16 protein-coding genes are annotated in these 16,458 nt (G+C 51.4%); 11 read left to right on the top strand and 5 right to left on the bottom strand.

Going from position 1 to position 16,458, the window contains the following annotated elements; genetic code table 11:
- The first annotated feature begins 152 nt into the window (after positions 1 to 152).
- The gene (locus Hfont_RS10810; RefSeq protein WP_112992367.1) at positions 153 to 1,496 is read left to right on the top strand and encodes an MFS transporter; all 1,344 of its coding nucleotides are present in this window, start codon (positions 153 to 155) and stop codon (positions 1,494 to 1,496) included.
- A gap of 637 nt (positions 1,497 to 2,133) precedes the next feature.
- Here the strand turns inward: Hfont_RS10810 and Hfont_RS10805 are convergent.
- Complete coding sequence (locus tag Hfont_RS10805) at positions 2,134 to 4,338, bottom strand: OsmC domain/YcaO domain-containing protein (protein ID WP_112992466.1); 2,205 nt, start codon at positions 4,336 to 4,338, stop codon at positions 2,134 to 2,136.
- Positions 4,339 to 4,816: 478 nt separating this feature from the next.
- Between Hfont_RS10805 and Hfont_RS10800 the strand changes: the two genes are divergently transcribed.
- Genes Hfont_RS10800 through Hfont_RS10785 form a run of 4 tightly spaced genes read left to right on the top strand, consistent with a single transcriptional unit; the run spans position 4,817 to position 6,759 of the window.
- The gene (locus Hfont_RS10800) at positions 4,817 to 5,560 is read left to right on the top strand and encodes an SDR family NAD(P)-dependent oxidoreductase (protein WP_112992465.1); all 744 of its coding nucleotides are present in this window, start codon (positions 4,817 to 4,819) and stop codon (positions 5,558 to 5,560) included.
- 26 nt (positions 5,561 to 5,586) lie between these two features.
- Complete coding sequence (locus Hfont_RS10795; RefSeq protein WP_112992366.1) at positions 5,587 to 5,952, top strand: nuclear transport factor 2 family protein; 366 nt, start codon at positions 5,587 to 5,589, stop codon at positions 5,950 to 5,952.
- 17 nt (positions 5,953 to 5,969) lie between these two features.
- Complete coding sequence (locus Hfont_RS10790) at positions 5,970 to 6,191, top strand: 2-hydroxymuconate tautomerase family protein (protein ID WP_112992365.1); 222 nt, start codon at positions 5,970 to 5,972, stop codon at positions 6,189 to 6,191.
- A gap of 52 nt (positions 6,192 to 6,243) precedes the next feature.
- Positions 6,244 to 6,759, top strand: a complete 516-nt coding sequence (locus Hfont_RS10785) for a DsbA family protein (protein WP_241523072.1) — start codon at positions 6,244 to 6,246, stop codon at positions 6,757 to 6,759.
- Between the two features lie 260 nt (positions 6,760 to 7,019).
- On the opposite strand, the gene Hfont_RS10780 is transcribed toward Hfont_RS10785, so the two are convergent.
- Positions 7,020 to 8,327 carry an MFS transporter gene (locus tag Hfont_RS10780; protein ID WP_112992364.1) on the bottom strand — a complete coding sequence of 436 codons (1,308 nt, stop codon included), beginning with the start codon at positions 8,325 to 8,327 and terminating at the stop codon, positions 7,020 to 7,022.
- A 343-nt stretch (positions 8,328 to 8,670) separates the two neighbouring features.
- Positions 8,671 to 9,573 (bottom strand): LysR family transcriptional regulator, encoded by a 903-nt coding sequence (locus tag Hfont_RS10775; RefSeq protein WP_112992363.1) that lies wholly within the window; start codon positions 9,571 to 9,573, stop codon positions 8,671 to 8,673.
- 101 nt (positions 9,574 to 9,674) lie between these two features.
- Between Hfont_RS10775 and Hfont_RS10770 the strand changes: the two genes are divergently transcribed.
- The gene (locus Hfont_RS10770; protein ID WP_112992362.1) at positions 9,675 to 10,289 is read left to right on the top strand and encodes an NAD(P)-dependent oxidoreductase; all 615 of its coding nucleotides are present in this window, start codon (positions 9,675 to 9,677) and stop codon (positions 10,287 to 10,289) included.
- Between the two features lie 126 nt (positions 10,290 to 10,415).
- Here Hfont_RS10770 and Hfont_RS10765 read toward each other — a convergent pair whose 3' ends face one another.
- Together Hfont_RS10765 and Hfont_RS10760 are read right to left on the bottom strand one after the other, a co-directional pair.
- Positions 10,416 to 10,913 carry a hypothetical protein gene (locus Hfont_RS10765; RefSeq protein ID WP_112992361.1) on the bottom strand — a complete coding sequence of 166 codons (498 nt, stop codon included), beginning with the start codon at positions 10,911 to 10,913 and terminating at the stop codon, positions 10,416 to 10,418.
- Between the two features lie 109 nt (positions 10,914 to 11,022).
- Complete coding sequence (locus Hfont_RS10760) at positions 11,023 to 11,520, bottom strand: DUF1269 domain-containing protein (protein WP_112992360.1); 498 nt, start codon at positions 11,518 to 11,520, stop codon at positions 11,023 to 11,025.
- 241 nt (positions 11,521 to 11,761) lie between these two features.
- Between Hfont_RS10760 and Hfont_RS10755 the strand changes: the two genes are divergently transcribed.
- From Hfont_RS10755 to Hfont_RS10735, 5 genes are all read left to right on the top strand, one after another.
- Positions 11,762 to 12,460, top strand: coding sequence for an RNA polymerase sigma factor (locus tag Hfont_RS10755; protein WP_112992359.1), 699 nt, complete (start codon positions 11,762 to 11,764; stop codon positions 12,458 to 12,460).
- A 49-nt stretch (positions 12,461 to 12,509) separates the two neighbouring features.
- Positions 12,510 to 13,088: a ferritin-like domain-containing protein gene (locus Hfont_RS10750; protein WP_112992358.1), complete on the top strand. Its 579-nt coding sequence runs from the start codon at positions 12,510 to 12,512 to the stop codon at positions 13,086 to 13,088.
- A 41-nt stretch (positions 13,089 to 13,129) separates the two neighbouring features.
- Entirely contained in the window at positions 13,130 to 13,492 is a 363-nt protein-coding gene (locus Hfont_RS10745; RefSeq protein WP_112992464.1) for a c-type cytochrome, read from the top strand.
- Positions 13,489 to 14,118, top strand: a complete 630-nt coding sequence (gene folE / locus Hfont_RS10740) for a GTP cyclohydrolase I FolE (RefSeq protein ID WP_181666446.1) — start codon at positions 13,489 to 13,491, stop codon at positions 14,116 to 14,118. The genes Hfont_RS10745 and folE overlap by 4 nt, the downstream gene beginning before the upstream one ends.
- A 226-nt stretch (positions 14,119 to 14,344) precedes the next feature.
- The gene (locus Hfont_RS10735; protein ID WP_181666445.1) at positions 14,345 to 16,450 is read left to right on the top strand and encodes a TonB-dependent siderophore receptor; all 2,106 of its coding nucleotides are present in this window, start codon (positions 14,345 to 14,347) and stop codon (positions 16,448 to 16,450) included.
- Positions 16,451 to 16,458: the final 8 nt, after the last annotated feature.

The raw sequence follows: 16,458 nt of genomic DNA, 5'->3' as shown, positions 1-16,458 counted from the left end.
ATGCATTACGGAGGTTGGAAGATCGTGCTAATGTAATACAAACAGCGCGCGTTGCCGATAGGACGTTTTGTCCCACCCTAGAGGTCAGGGACCTGTGGAAGTGGGGTAACGTCGGCGCGTTGATTAATAAAATCGATACGGAGGCCAAGATTATGGACAGCACTTATAACACTGAACTTCCACCCGATTCACGGCTTGCCTCACCTGGCAATGGCCCACGCCTGCTTAATACCAGGCACAGCCAAATCGCCCCCGGCGAAATTGCCATCGGCGTCGTCATAGGCCGCGCGTCGGAATACTTCGATTTTTTTGTCTATGCAATTGCGTCGGTACTGGTCTTTCCGGCGGTATTTTTTCCTTTTGCCGAACCGCTTGAAGGTACGCTGTACGCCTTCACCATCTTTTCATTTGCATTTATTGCACGGCCATTCGGCACTATTGCCTTCATGGCAATTCAGCGACATTTTAGTCGTGAAGCAAAACTGACACTAGCCCTCTTTTTGCTCGGCTTTTCTACTGCTGGCATCGCGTTCCTGCCGACTTACGCGCATATGGGAGCAACCGCAATTATCGCGTTGTCACTATTACGCATAGGCCAAGGTATTGCGCTGGGCGGTTCATGGGATGGCCTGCCTTCCCTGCTTGCGCTTAACGCCCCGCAAAACAAACGTGGCTGGTATGCGATGTTGGGACAACTCGGTGCGCCAGTCGGTTTCATTATTGCCGCTGGTTTGTTTGCTTACCTGATATCGACTATTCCCAGAGCCGATTTTCTTGACTGGGGCTGGCGCTATCCCTTCTATGTCGCATTTGCCATCAACGTGGTAGCGCTGTTTGCTCGTCTGCGCCTGGTATCGACACCAGAATACAGCCGCCTGCTGGATGAACAGGAACTGGAGCCAACCGGCGTCGTGGAAATCACCCGTTCGCAAGGCCGCAACTTGGTCATCGGTGCGCTGGCAGCACTGGCAAGTTACGCGCTGTTTCACCTTGTGACGGTATTCCCGCTGTCGTGGATCAACCTGTACTCGGCGCGCTCCATCAGCGTCTTCCTGCACGTTCAAATGTGGGGAGCGGCATTGGCGGCTGTCGGCGTTGTAGCGTCTGGTCTGATTGCCGATCGCTTCGGTCGTCGCACCACACTGGGTACGCTGGCTGTATTGATCGCGATCTTCAGCGCCTTTGTACCTATGCTGATGGATGGCGGACCTGAAGGTCAGGATCTTTTCGTGATCCTCGGCTTTGGCCTGCTGGGCTTGTCATATGGTCAAGCTGCTGGTGCGGTTTCGGCAAACTTCCCTGCCAAATACCGCTACACCGGTGCCGCGCTGACTTCCGATCTTGCATGGCTGGTTGGTGCAGGTTTTGCACCGTTGGTTGCACTGGGCCTGTCAGCGCATTTTGGCCTCGGCTATGTCAGCTTGTATTTGCTGTCCGGCGCCTTTGGCTCGCTGGCTGCATTGAGCCTCAACCGCTCACTACAGATTCGCAATTAATCTTTAGCGACTAGCTTCGCAAATAAAAAGGGCAGACATTTCAAATGTGTCTGCCCTTTTTTATTCTCGTGCTTATTTGATACCAAGGTCCGCTATCGGCAACTTAGTTATTAACACGCACACAGCAACATATATCTGGTCGGCCAAGTCGTAGCCCGGTAATTAAACAGGTGGACGCTTACAGCACTGGTATCCTCCACGACGGCCTGTGCCCCATACGTTTTCTATTGGACAAGCGCCCGAATCTTTTTCAGGATCAAACCCCTCCGGGAGCTGGTGACAGTTCTTGCGAGGCTCAGGTTGAACTGCTGGATCTGCGGTAATTGAACAACTCATATCATTGCTTTGCAGGCAGAAGGTTGGCTCCTGACTAGCGCTCGAAGCCTGTTCCGAAGTGGGTTTCAAGTACGGAGTAGCGCACCCACTAATGAGCAAAACCGAAATATAGAGGCATGCAGCAGAGCCAATTTGAGCAAATCGCATTTCTTTTTCCTTTTTTTCATCGACTGGTTGAATCCGAGATCGGAAGAGGATATTGCCCCAACTGATGCACGCTGGTGCAAATGGTCGCTCTGCTATCGAACATGCGTTTGTGCTGGATGAACGACATCGTCGCATCCAGCCATGACTCGCAATCCTAACTTGATGTAGCCGCTGCTTTAGCCCGCGCGACGTGCAATTTTTTGTAGCTGTCGATCAGACGATGGTGCCTGTCGAGTCCGTCCAGCTCGATACTCGTTGGCGTCAAGCCGAAGAAGCGCACGCTGCCGTCCACTGAGCCCAGCACTGCGTCCATCCGGACGTTGCCAAACATCCGTCGGAAATTGACTACGTAATCATCCAGTTCCAACTCTTCATCCAGCAACACCTCCAGCACCACATTCAAGGCTTGATAAAACAATCCGCGCTCGACTGTGTTGTCGTTGTACTGCAGGAAGGCTCCCACCAGGTCATGCGCCTCCTCAAATTGCTGCAAGGCGAGATTGATCAGCAACTTCAACTCTAGAACGGTTAGTTGACCCCAGTCCGTATTTTCGTCAAATTCGATGCCTATCAAGGTGGCGATGTCGCCGTAATCATCCAGCTCATTGTTCTCCAGACGCTCAAGCAGTGCGTCCAGGTTGTCGTCGTCCAGGCGATGCAGGTTCAGGATATCGGCGCGGAACAGCAGCGCCTTGTTGGTGTTATCCCAGATCAAATCTTCTATCGGATAAACCTCGGAATACCCCGGCACCAGAATCCGGCAGGCCACGGCGCCTAGCTGGTCATACACTGCCGTGTAAACCTCTTTGCCCATCTCTTCGAGAATGCCAAACAAGGTCGCGGCTTCCTCGGCATTGGAGTTTTCACCTTGGCCAGAAAAATCCCACTCAACAAAATCGTAATCAGCCTTCGCACTGAAAAAACGCCACGACACGATGCCGCTGGAATCGATGAAGTGTTCGACAAAGTTATTTGGCTCAGTCACGGCCTCACTTGCAAAGGTGGGCCGAGGCAAATCATTCAAGCCTTCAAAACTGCGGCCCTGCAGCAATTCCGTCAGACTGCGTTCCAGAGCCACCTCCAAACTTGGGTGTGCGCCGAACGATGCAAAGACACCACCTGTGCGCGGGTTCATCAATGTGACGCACATCACTGGGTACACACCGCCCAGCGACGCATCCTTCACCAGCACCGGAAAGCCTTGTTCTTCCAAGCCCTGAATGCCGGCCAGAATGCCAGGGTATTTCGCCAGTACTTCCTGCGGCACATCCGGCAAGGCGATTTCACCCTCCAGAATTTCGCGTTTAACCGCCCTTTCAAAAATCTCCGACAGACATTGCACCTGCGCTTCGACCAGCGTATTCCCGGCGCTCATCCCATTGCTGACGTAGAGGTTTTCGACCAGGTTGGACGGGAAATACACGACCTCGCCGTCCGACTGTCGCACATACGGCAACGAACAGATGCCACGCTGCGTATTGCCGGAGTTGGTATCGACCAGATGCGAGCCACGCAGCTCGCCATCGGGATTGTAAATTTGCAGACAGTACTCATCCAGAATGTCAGGCGGCAGCGCATCCTTACGGCCAGGCTTGAACCAGCGCTCGTTCGGGTAATGCACAAACTCTGCGTTCGCGATGTCTTCGCCCCAAAACGTGCCGGCATAGAAATGGTTGTTGCTCAGTCGCTCGAGATATTCGCCCAAGGCAGATGCCAGCGCACTTTCCTTCGTCGATCCCTTGCCGTTGGTAAAACACATAGGCGAATGCGCATCACGGATATGCAGCGACCACACATTGGGAATGATATTGCGCCACGAAGCGATTTCAATCTTGATGCCCAGATCCGCCAACAAGCCCGACATATTGGCGATGGTTTGCTCCAGCGGCAGATCCTTGCCCGCGATATAGGTGCTGGCATCAGCAGCCGGCGTCAAGGTCAGCAAGGCCTGAGCGTCGGCATCGAGGTTCTCTACCTCTTCAATCACAAACTCTGGCCCTGCCTGCACTACTTTCTTCACTGTACAACGGTCGATGGAGCGCAAAATACCTCGGCGGTCTGACTCCGAGATATCTGCTGGCAACTCGACCTGAATCTTGAAAATCTGCTGGTAACGGTTTTCCGGATCAACAATATTATTCTGAGACAGACGGATATTTTCGGTAGGAATGTTGCGAGTGTTGCAGTACAACTTCACAAAATAAGCCGCGCACAAAGCCGATGAAGCCAGAAAGTAATCAAAGGGACCTGGCGCCGAGCCATCGCCTTTATAGCGGATAGGCTGGTCGGCGATTACCGTGAAGTCATCGAACTTGGCTTCCAGACGAAGCTTGTCGAGAAAGTTGACCTTAATTTCCATGGGGATTCCAAAAATGGTGCTCAAAATGATGTGATCGCTATTATCCGTCACCATGCCGGTGCCGTGTAATACATCGATGCTTTTCACAAACGCTGCCGCATGCGAATAATTTGACAGGCGAACGCCAGTGCGCAGAGCGTGTCTGGAACCGGCTAGCGTCCATGTGTCATAGCGATATCCAAGGCAGCATCAAGTCCCTTACACCAAATTGAATTGCCACGAGTTCCGTCAATGGCCGCTATCAGTCCAAAGCGAACACTCAATAGAGCTGAACATTCCGACGCAACTTGCTTGTCGTAAACAGACATCCAATTCATTACATCATGTATCAATAAATTTACGAAAAACAGTATTTATCTACATTTTTTGCATAAGTATAGTTCATCACATCGGTGCCGAGCACAACGGCTCAGCACCGTCGAAGCAGGCCACATTCCTATTGCCTGCAATCCCACTGATAACTAAAGAAAATCTCAAAATGAACACTACTAACAAAACAGTCATTGTTACGGGCGCATCAAGTGGCATCGGATATGCCCTGGTCGAAGCATATTTGAAGCGTGGCTACAACGTCGTAGGTAATGCGCGTACTTCCGAGCGTCTGCAAGCGGCTGCTGCCAAGTTGGGCAATCCGAAAAATTTCCTGCAAGTTGCTGGTGATATCGCAAAACCATCTACTGCTAAAGAGCTGTTTAGCAAGGCAATTGCTGCCTTCGGACAAGTTGATATCTTGATTAATAACGCGGGCATCTTTATCGCCAAACCTATCGCTCAGTACACCGAAAATGATCTCGATTCGCTCGTTAACACGAATCTGAAGGGTTTCTTTTATCCGTCACAAGAAGCGGCCGAGCATATGGCCGCTAACAAACAAGGCCATATCGTGACCATCACGGCAAGTATCGCGATGGCGCCAAATGTGAAGTTGCCAGCCTTATTACCGATTCTTATCAAGGGTGGGCTCAACCATGCAACACGTGGTCTCGCGTTGGAACTGGCAACGTCGAATGTCAAAGTAAATGCTGTGGCACCCGGCAGTATCGATACGCCACTGCATGGCAGTGACGATGCCACAACCAACTTCCGCAAAGCGCTGGCGCCTATGGGCCAAACCGGCCTCACCAATGACATCGTCGACGCTGTGCTGTACATCACCGACTCACAATTTACGACCGGCACGATATTGACGGTGGATGGTGGTGCAACCGCTGGCGTTTGGTAAAGACCGCTTTCATCAAGGATCCGTGCATGGACGCTGATAAACAAATTCGTACTGTGGTGCAGTCTTATTTTGACGGCGTCTATACAGGCAACGTGACTACGCTTGCTGCGATCTTTGATGAAGGCGCTCAGGTTTATGGCGAGGTGAATGGGCAGCCGTATCACAAAACGATCGCAGCATATTTGGACGGGGTTGCCAATCGCACTAGTCCGAAGGACAACGGCGATCCCTACCTAATGAAACTCGTGAGCGTTGATATCTCCGGATGCATTGCCAACGTCAAGCTCCATTCGCCCATGCTTGGTTTCAATTATCAGTTGTACCTTTCGCTCGTTCGCAATAAGGAACAGTGGAGGATCGTGAATAAAACTTTTACTAATCTGGCTGTTTAACTCGAAGAGTACTTGCCATGCCTTACGTCAATATCCGCGTCACCCGCGAAGGTGTGACTCCAGAACAGAAACTTCAACTGATCGAAGGCGCCACTGATTTGCTGACCCGTGTTCTGAATAAAGATCCAGCCACCACCTTCGTCATCATCGATGAAGTTGAGACCGACAACTGGGGCGTCGCCCGCGAGAACGTGACCACCATGCGTCAACGTCAAGTGGAAAAGAAAACTGTTCGTTAATTAAATTTTGCGGGCTCCTGTCAATGAGGACGTCTGCCTCAGGAAATAAAGTATGAAACTTATATTTGTAGGTGACCCCATGTGTTCATGGTGTTACGGCTTCGGCAAGGAAATGACTGCACTGGCAAAATTGCATCCGGAATTACCGCTTGAGATTGTTGTCGGTGGTTTGCGCGCAGGCACTACTGATGTTCTTGATGAGGCCGGCAAGAACATCCGCCTTACTCATTGGGCTCGCGTGGAAGAAGCTAGTGGCTTGCCATTCAATCGTGAGGGTTTGATGGCGCGTAAAAACTTTGTATATGACACCGAACCAATTTGTCGTGCAGTGGTAGCTGCGAGGGTTGTTGCACCTGATGCAGATTTACTCGCCGTATTTAGAGCGCTGCAGCACGGCTTTTATGTCGAGGCCGTTGACACAACAGACGGACATGTACTTGCTCGTCTGGCTAGCGACGCACTTCGTAAGCTGGGTTATTCCATCGACATGACTGCGTTCTATAAGGTGTGGGAAGCTGATAGCACGATTGCTTTGGCAAGAAAAGTTTCGCACGGTCTCGTTCATTAGGCGTACGAAGCTTCCCTGCACTCTTATTGGAAATCAACGGAGAGACACGAACGATCAGCCCAGGTTATGCGCCTGTTGAAGAGCTGGAGCAGCATTTGCAATCGGCCCTGCAAGCACTACACTCCTAATATTTCAAGAATCTGTCACGAACGAAAATATCGTTATTGTGTATCCCCGCGAAAACGATGCCGAATAAAAAATCCCGCTAAAAAGCGGGATTTTTTATTCGGAGCTATTTGCTGATTTATTGCGGCGTGTATTTACTTGTTAACCAGTGACTTCGGCTGCAACAATGCCAGCACAGCACCAAGTACCAGCGCACCAGCAACAAAGTACATACCGGCGTTAGTACTACCGGTAACGTCTTTTAACCAACCGACAATCGTTGGGCTGACGAAACCTGCGAGGTTGCCTACCGAATTGATCAAGCCAATACCCGCTGCAGCGGCAGCACCACCAAGGATTGCGCTTGGATAAGTCCAGAACACTGGCATCGTCGACAACATGCCGGCGGTACCAAGGGACAGAGCCATCAAGGCCAACACAACGTTATCGCCATACACGGTGCTCAGGAACAAGCCCAGGCCACCGAGTGCACTGGCAATAGCAAAATGCCAACGACGTTCGCGCATACGATCCGCGCTACGTGCAACCAGCAAGGTAGCGATCACGCCGCAGGTGTATGGAATTGCCGTCAGCAAACCGACGTCCAGCGCATCCTTGACGCCCGATGCTTTAACCAGTGTTGGCAAATAGAAGCTGATGCCATACAAGCCCATCATGCAGCAGAAATAGATAGCCGCCATCAGCCAGACTTTAGGATTGGTAAACACGCCAGCGATGGAGTGCGATTTTTTTTCGCTGCCATCTTTTGCAATGTTTTCTTCCAAAATCTTTTTCTCGTCGTCAGACAACCATGTCGATGCACGGATGCTGTTAGGCAGATAAAAGAATGTAACGATACCGAGGATCAACGATGGAATGGCTTCCAGCAAGAACAGCCATTGCCAGCCGTGCCAGCCGTTAGCACCAGCAAAATGATTCATGATCCAGCCCGACAAAGGACCACCGACTACACCTGCAATCGGGATACCAATCATGAACAAGGCGTTCATGCGGCCACGACGCGAAGCCGGGAACCAGTAAGTCAGGTACAACACGATGCCAGGGAAGAAGCCGGCTTCAGCCACGCCGAGCAAAAAACGAATCACATAGAACATGGTCGGCGATGTGACGAACATGGTTGCGGCGGACAGTATCGACCACGTCACCATGATGCGGGCGATCCAGACGCGTGCGCCGACCTTGTGCATGATGATGTTACTTGGTACTTCAAACAGGAAGTAACCGATAAAGAAAATGCCAGCGCCCAAACCATAAACGGTTTCGCTGAACTGCAGATCGTTCAACATTGTCAGCTTGGCAAAACCGACGTTGACGCGATCGAGGTAAGCCGCGACGTAGCAAAGAAAAAGGAAAGGCAACAAACGCAAAGTGACTTTGGAATAGATACTGTTTTCCAGCGTTTCGCGTACGCTGAATGTATTACTAGGATAAATGGCGCTCATAGATAGGTGATGTCTTATTCAGATTGTCAGGCCGAGGCCGGGGAAAGACGCTAGGCCTTGCCTCCGGTCATGCCGGATGATGCCCTGCCGCTAGTGGGCGAGGCCTATATTTACTGCAAATGCTGGATAGGCAGATATTTGCTGGGCGCCGATTCGGGATAAAACCGGGCATGGATAAAGACCGGTTTTGCCGGTTTTGCCGATCATAGCACCCGACATTTATCACCACACATGCAAAAAATTCACCGCTAGTTGAAAATAATGCTGCTGCGCAGCAAGTCGTTTCTGGATTGTTTTCAGATTGAAAACAATCCATCCATCGCCTGACTAAAATAAAATTTCCCTAAAGAAATTTATCCCATGTCGGCTCCAGGGTAAAACGCTCAGCCAAAAAATCCAGCATCGTACGCAAAGTCGCCGGCATGTGTTTGCGCGATGCATACACGCCATGAATACCGAATTCCTGCGGATGATAATCCGGCAACAGTGCCAACAACTGACCAGAATGAAGAAAAGGTGCAACCAGATAAGTTGGCAGCAATGCGATGCCCGCACCTGCCAGAGTTGCCTGTACCAAAGAGGTCGCGTCATTCGCACTGATATTGCCTTTAACCGCAACATTGGCAGGCATATTGTCATGCTCCAGCTGCCACACGCTACCGTAATACGAGTGAATCAGGCAGTTGTGCTGAATTAACTGTTCAATCTGCGTAGGCGTACCGTATTTATCCAGATAGGCAGGTGAAGCGCACATCACGGATCGGCACACACTAAGTTTGCGAGCAATCAGGTTCGGATCCAGTTCTTTGCTGACACGAATCGCCAGATCAATGCGCTCTTCCACCAGATTAACGACGCGGTCCAGCAGCAGCATCTCGACATTGACCGCTGGATAACGCTGCACATATTCAGACACGGCTTCGGCCAGATGTGCCTGGCCAAACGAAGTGCTGACGGTGATACGCAACAGCCCTTGCGGCGCATCCTCCGGCATCGCAAGCGCGGTTTTCATATCAGTAGACAACTCCAATATTTGACGACAGCGTGGCAGCATTTCAGCACCCGCAACGGTCAAACTCAGCTTGCGCGTCGTGCGGTGCAGCAAACGTGCGCCAGCCCATTCTTCCAGTTCAGCCAGGTAGCGTGAAACGACAGGTCGCGACATATCAAGCTTGTCTGCGGCAGCAGATTGACTGCCACCATCCACAACCTCGACGAACACCTGCATTGCAATCAATCTATCCATTATTCGACCGTTTTTAGAAACAAACTATGTCAAATAATACGCTTTTTAGATTCGCTTTAAGCAACTAAGCTGAAGCCTCATACCAATCAACAGGAGCAAACATGAGCAAGATCGCCATCATCGGAGCAACCGGCCGCGCCGGCAGTCAATTACTTGAAGAAGCATTACGCCGCGGCCATACCGTGACGGCAATTGCACGCAAAGCATCGGCGCTGGGTACGCGCGCCGGTGTGACGACAAAGAATGTAGATGTGCTGGACGCCGCAGCACTGGAAAGTGCAGTCGCTGGCCACGACGCCGTATTCAGCGCAGCGCATTTTTCCGGCATTCCAGCGAGCGCAATCATCAATCCGGTTAAAAAAGCCGGCGTTAAACGCTTGCTGGTCGTCGGTGGTGCAGGCAGCTTGTTTGCCGCACCAGGTTTGAAGGTGATCGATGCGCCTGGCTTCCCTGCTGAATACAAAGCAGAAGCAAGCGCAGGCAGTGTGTTTCTCGATACCTTGCGTCAGGAAACAGAACTGGATTGGACTTTCCTGTCACCCTCAGCCGAGTTTGTCGAAGAAGCCCGTACTGGCACATTTCGTTTAGGCAAGGATGACTTGCTGGTTGATGCGCATGGCAGAAGCTGGATTTCGTTCAAGGATTTCGCGATTGCGTTTATCGACGAGCTGGAAAAACCTGTACATACGCGCCAACGTTTTACAGTAGGTTATTAAGCCAGTCCTTCAAGCGGCAAACATCTAACGCATCATAAAAAACGGCACCCGACATTTTCCGTCGCGTGCCGTTTTCAGCATTAAATAATCATGTAAATAAATCAGTGACTATTCGATGCTCTCCCCTTACCGTCGTACCTGTTCCAGCTTCCAGTACATGGAGGCGACTACCATGCCGAAGATCACATGCGCAGCAACCGTTGCCCAGCCACGCATTTCAGCAAACCACGAGAAAAACTGCACCATGCCATAGAAATTAAACAAGTACAGAACTGCCCCGAATACTGCGCCGGTCAACAACACCATGCCTATGCTTGAATCGAAATGGAAGGACGCGATCAAGAAGGAAAGGACAATCGCGAATGCAATCCCCAGCACATAATGAGTAATCAAGGCTATTGAAACGATCAGCAGATCAAAATCGGTGGACTGCAAGGCATCTTGCCCCATCGTGATTGCCGCCACCATATGCGATGTTTCCCAAGGACTTGCGCCCATGATGATAGTCGACCAAAGTAACTCCAGCACCATCAAAACTGCACCCGCGGCAAATCCGGAAACAGCGGCCACCGTCCAGTCAGGACTGCGATTTTCCCATCGATGTGAATGCATGTGAAGTTCCATAACAACCTCCATAAAGAAACAATACCGATTTAAAAATCACTCAAGCTTTTCGGTCATTGCTGCACAACAGACATCTCATCACCAAATTCAATCAGGCCAGTTTTTCGGATCAGGGGAAAACCGGTATATGTGGCTCTTCGCCACCGAACTTCATTTCAGGATGACGTGCAGCCAGCATTTTTTCAATTTCTTCCACGCGTCGCGCAGGCACATTCACTATCATCAATATCCGACCTTTTTCAAGATCTGGATAAAACACCTTCAACTGCGAATTGGGTATAGCCGCTGCAGCCATGCTCGAGGCCCAACCGCCAAATAAAATACCCATCAAGGTTGTAACCAGTACGGTTGCTTGCCCCAGGTCAAAATACACAATCAGCAAGGCACCAAATGCTATACCGAGAATTGCACCGACGATCATGCCGGCCGCGGCGCCATGCAACACATCTGTTTTAATAAGAAAACTTGCCTCCGGCATATCTGGAGGTAATGGATCGCTGGAAATAAAGCGAATATGACGTTGCTCTATGCGGCTCAGCAACATGTCATCGAAGCTACGGCGTGCACTGTCTATATCCGGCAGAAAATAATACAGTCTGTGTCTCATGACGGCTCCTCTAAGCTGCCTGTACATGCTTCAGTATAGGCAGTATGTGCCGACTTTCAATGTGTAAGCAAGCCCTCCAACCTGGACATTGCATTGCAGCATTCACATACCGAGCAACACAGAAACGTTGCCTGTGCCACATACATCAAATAAACGCCAACACTGACGAATATCAGCAACGGGAACGCCAGCGTCGCAACCTGCATCCAATGATGCAACAACACAAAAAAGCGAGAAAGCAATGCAAACGTCCACAGCAAAAGAAAATCCCGCCGACTGTTCGGATAGCGAAATTGCCCAACGCATTGCGCACGGCGATCAGACTGCATTCACGTTCCTGATGCGACGTCATAACCGCCCCTTGTACCGTACCGCACGCAGCATTCTGAAAGACGACGCCGAAGCCGAAGACGTGTTGCAGGAAGCCTATCTGCTGGCCTATCGCAACATGGAAAAATTTCGCGGTGAATCAACTTTATCTACCTGGCTGACGCGCATCGTCATCAACGAAGCCATTGCGCGCTCACGTAAAAGCCGACGCCGGGCCGACATCATTCGTCTGGATGGCGATGCTGTTTTGGAAAACGAAGCCGCAGAGGTCAACATGAATGAAGCAACACCTGAACAGCCCGAAGAAGCAGCGTCGCGTGCGGAAGCACGCCGCATGCTGGAGCGGCAGATCGATGCACTGCCGGATGTATTCCGCACAGTGTTCGTATTGCGCGCACTGGAAGAAATGAGCGTCGATGAAACGGCGCGCTGTCTGGACATTCCGGAAGCCACCGTACGCAGCCGTTTCTTCCGTGCCCGCGGCCTGCTGCGCGAGGCATTGGCGAAGGAAATCGATTTCGTCTACGAAACCGCGTTTTCCTTCGATGGCGCGCGTTGCGATCGCATCGTCGCCGGCACGCTGGAACGCATCTCACAAATTAATCATTAACAGGTCCTAGGCCTAATCGAGTGCAGTACTTATTTAATGGAGAAATAACATGTCATTTCTAATTCAAGCCGATAATTTTTCACTCCCTGCGACACGTCGCTCCTTTCTCGGCAAATCCGGCCTGCTGCTATCCGGCGCCGCCGTCGCCCTGCTCGCAGGAAATGATGCACTGGCTGCCAAAGGAAGCACATCGACCGCTTCCGACGTAAGCATACTCAACAGCGCTCTTGGTGCAGAACTCGAAGCAATTGCCGCCTATCAGCTGGGTGCGGAAAGCGGCCTGCTGCAAAAACCGGTGCTCGACCTGGCGCTGACTTTTCAGGGTCATCACAAGGAACATGCAGACGTTCTTGCCAAGACCATTGCCAAACTTGGCGGCAAGGCCGTCAATCCCAAAGACAAATACGTTTTTCCGGTCGATAAACTGAAATCGCAAACCGATGTATTGCGCTTCGCCGCCACGCTGGAAAAAGGCGCAGTCAGCGCCTATCTGGGCGCGGTACCGCTGTTCGGCAATCGCGAACTCGCGCAAGCCGCCGCCAGCATTCTGGGTGACGAAGCAATGCACTGGGCGATCCTGCGCAATGCGCTGGGAGAAATCCCTGTGCCGTCGGCTTTCATGTCGTAAGCATCGTGCGCAGACTACTCAGTTTGGCGCTGGCCGCGGGCATGGCGTCGGCAGTTGCTGCATCGGGGAACGATGCAGCACTGACGACGCAGGTCAAGGCAGGTGAAGCAATTTACGCACGTTGCCTGGCTTGCCATGCCCTCGCCTACGATCGTACAGGTCCGCGACATTGCGGCCTGTTCGGCCGCCGCGCCGGCAGCGTGAAGGGTTTCGCGTATTCGGACGCGATGAAAAATTCGACTATCGTCTGGAACGCAAAAACGCTGGATCTGTTCCTCACCAATCCGACCAAGGCCGTTCCCGGAACTGCGATGGGCTATGCCGGTGTTGCAAGCAAACAAGAACGCAGCGATTTGATCGCTTATCTGAAACAGGCGAATGCCTCGCCTGAATGCAAATCATGAAAATACATCCGCTTGACGAACACCTCTTGCATACAAGGCCGACAGCTCTGGCTGAAATAAAAGACGACGATTTTTCAGAGCACGACTGGCGCCGTCTGTTGATCCATCTCGGCGAAAATCCGAAGCGACAAGGCTTGCAGGACACGCCGCGGCGCGTGCAAAAAGCGTGGCAACACTGGACCGCCGGTTATGCGCAAAATCCGGCTGAAATACTCAAGGTCTTTGAAGACGGTGCAGAGCAATACAACGAATTGATCGTCGTACGAGGTATTCCTGTTTACAGCCATTGCGAACATCATCTTGCGCCCTTCTTCGGTACCGCCACCATAGGCTATACGCCGAACGGCAAAATCGTCGGCCTTTCCAAACTCACGCGCCTGGTCGATTGCTTTGCACGCCGCCTGCAGGTGCAGGAACGCCTGACCATACAAATCGCGGAAACGCTGATGGAACATGTGCAGCCGCTGTCGGTTGGCGTGGTGATTCGATGCCGCCACATGTGCATGGAAAGTCGCGGCATCCAGACGCCGGGAGAAGAAACGGTGACATCCGCATTGCTGGGTGAAATGCGCAGCAATCTCGGACTCAGGAGCGAATTTCTATCGCTGGCGCGGGAGAAAAATTGAGTGCACAGCCACACAAACAGCACAAAGCTCTTTTAATCACAAACAATAACGATTATCATTAGCAAAAATATTTTTACTGTCGATTTTTAGTTTTGGTATGCACCGCACCATCGAAACAAAACTAAAAATTTGCAGGAACCACCCTTCAGCCAGCCATCAAAATCGATTATCTCGATAGCCAGCCAGTAACAATTGTTGCGGCTTGCCGCGTTTTATCGAGGTCATTTTGAAACAAAAAATCATCGCCAGTTCCATGGCGACTCTGTTTTTACCCTTCACTTTATCGCTGGTACATGCACAAAACAACACGCCAGATCCTGTCGTGTTGCCAGAGATCGTCGTCGAAACTACACAGAGCGATGGCGCCGGTTTTATCGCGAAGAAAGCATCAGGCATCACCAAATCGGACGCGATCTTGCTGGAGACGCCGCAGTCAATTTCCGTCCTGACACGCGAGTTACTGGACTCTCAACAAGCCGTCACACTCACCGATGCATTGCGTAATGTGACGGGCGTCGTGTCCGGCAATTTCGGTCGACGCGGCTGGGACGATTTCATCATTCGCGGGCAACGTGCGACCGAATCGGTTTTCCTGGACGGCTTATCCGTTTCGCAAAACGCATGGGTGGCACAAGAGCCGTTCGGCATGGAACGCGTGGAGGTTTTAAAAGGACCGGCATCCATCATGTTCGGCAAAGTACAGCCGGGTGGTATGGTAAATATGGTCAGTAAAAAACCGCGTAGCGACGCTTTCAATGAAGTCGGCGTCACCATCGGCAGCGACAGCTTCAAGCAAGCGACCTTCGATCTTGGTCGACCGATTTCAGCGAATGGCAAGAGCGCGTTTCGCATCAATGGGCTGGTACTCGATCGCGACGACCCTACCGACTTCGTCTATCAGAAGCATCGCTGGATCGCTCCTTCGCTGACACTGGATGTGGGGCCGGATACCGATTTCACTCTATTAACCAGCTATAACTACAACGAATACATACGCCAGCAAGGTTTGTCACCTTATGGCACCATCCTGCCGAATAAAAATGGCGCAATTCCGTGGAATCGCTTCATCGGCGAATCGGCATTCGGCCCTTACACTTCCGAGCAATATCGCGTCGGCTATACGCTGGAGCACCGTTTCGCGCCAGATCTGAAATTGCAGCAGAATTTCCGTTGGCAAGAACAATCAATGCAAGGACGCGCAGTATTCAATGGCACGCTTCAAGCAAACCAGATCCTGCAGAATCGTTCTGCGACTCTGCAAGATTCTGATAGTCGCGTCATTGGACTAGACACCAATATTGAAAAGAAACTTGAGCTGCTCGGCATGAAGCATGCTGTCATGGGCGGACTCGATCTGGCACAAGATAGAGACCACTTCAAGTCCAGCACCTGCAGTCTTGCGGCACTCAATCTGTATCAACCAGTCTATGGCGCTGCGATCACCTGCCCTGCAAACTGGACAAACGACAACACCACCACGTTTTCATCGACTGCACTCTACTTGCGTGATCGCATTGAATTCAATGATAGGTTCAGCCTCTTGCTTGGTGTACGTCGTGAAGACGGCAAACTGGAAACACTCAACAACAAAACCGGAGCCATGCAAACGCAAAACACCTTGGCCACTACATCAAATGCTGGCTTGATGTTCAAAATTTCGCCAAATGTGATGTCTTACATCAGCCATGCAGATTCATTTTTACCGCTCAGCGGTTTAAAAATCAGTGGCGAGCAACTCAAACCCGAGAGCGGCAAGCAAAGCGAAGTCGGCTTGAAGTTTGCATCCGACGATGGCCGTATCACATCAGGTATTGCGCTCTATGATTTGACACGTCAAAACGTATCCGCATCCGACGTAAACAACACTGGCTACTACCTGCAAATCGGTGAGCAACAAAGCAAAGGTGTGGAAGTAGATCTTGCAATGGATCTGCGCAACGGATGGAATATGCTGGCCGGCTATACCTATACCGACAGCGAGGTCACGAAGGATACCATTGCGGCCAATGTTGGCAAACCGCTGAATAACGTGCCACGTCATGCTGCAACCTTGTGGGGAACTTACACATTCCGTCAGGCTGCATTGCATGGCTTCAGCGTTGGTGCCGGCGTTCGCTATTCGGGTGCCATGCGCGGCTATTCGTATAGCTACACTATTCCCGGCTATACCTTGGCAGATGCAGCTCTCAACTATGTAGGCAATGGCTACAAGCTTGCGTTAAATGTGAAAAACCTGTTCGACAAAAAGTACTATCCAGGGGCCTTGAGCAATAACGTTGTTGCCCTTGGCGATCCGCGCCAAATTTTATTGAACGCGACATTCTTCTTCTAGAAGGAATC

Source organism: Herminiimonas fonticola, assembly GCF_003293745.1.
Classification (GTDB): Bacteria; Pseudomonadota; Gammaproteobacteria; order Burkholderiales; family Burkholderiaceae_D; genus Oxalicibacterium; species Oxalicibacterium fonticola.
The sequence above is the reverse complement of the archived record's forward strand: the minus strand, read 5'-3'. Positions and strand labels throughout refer to the sequence as shown.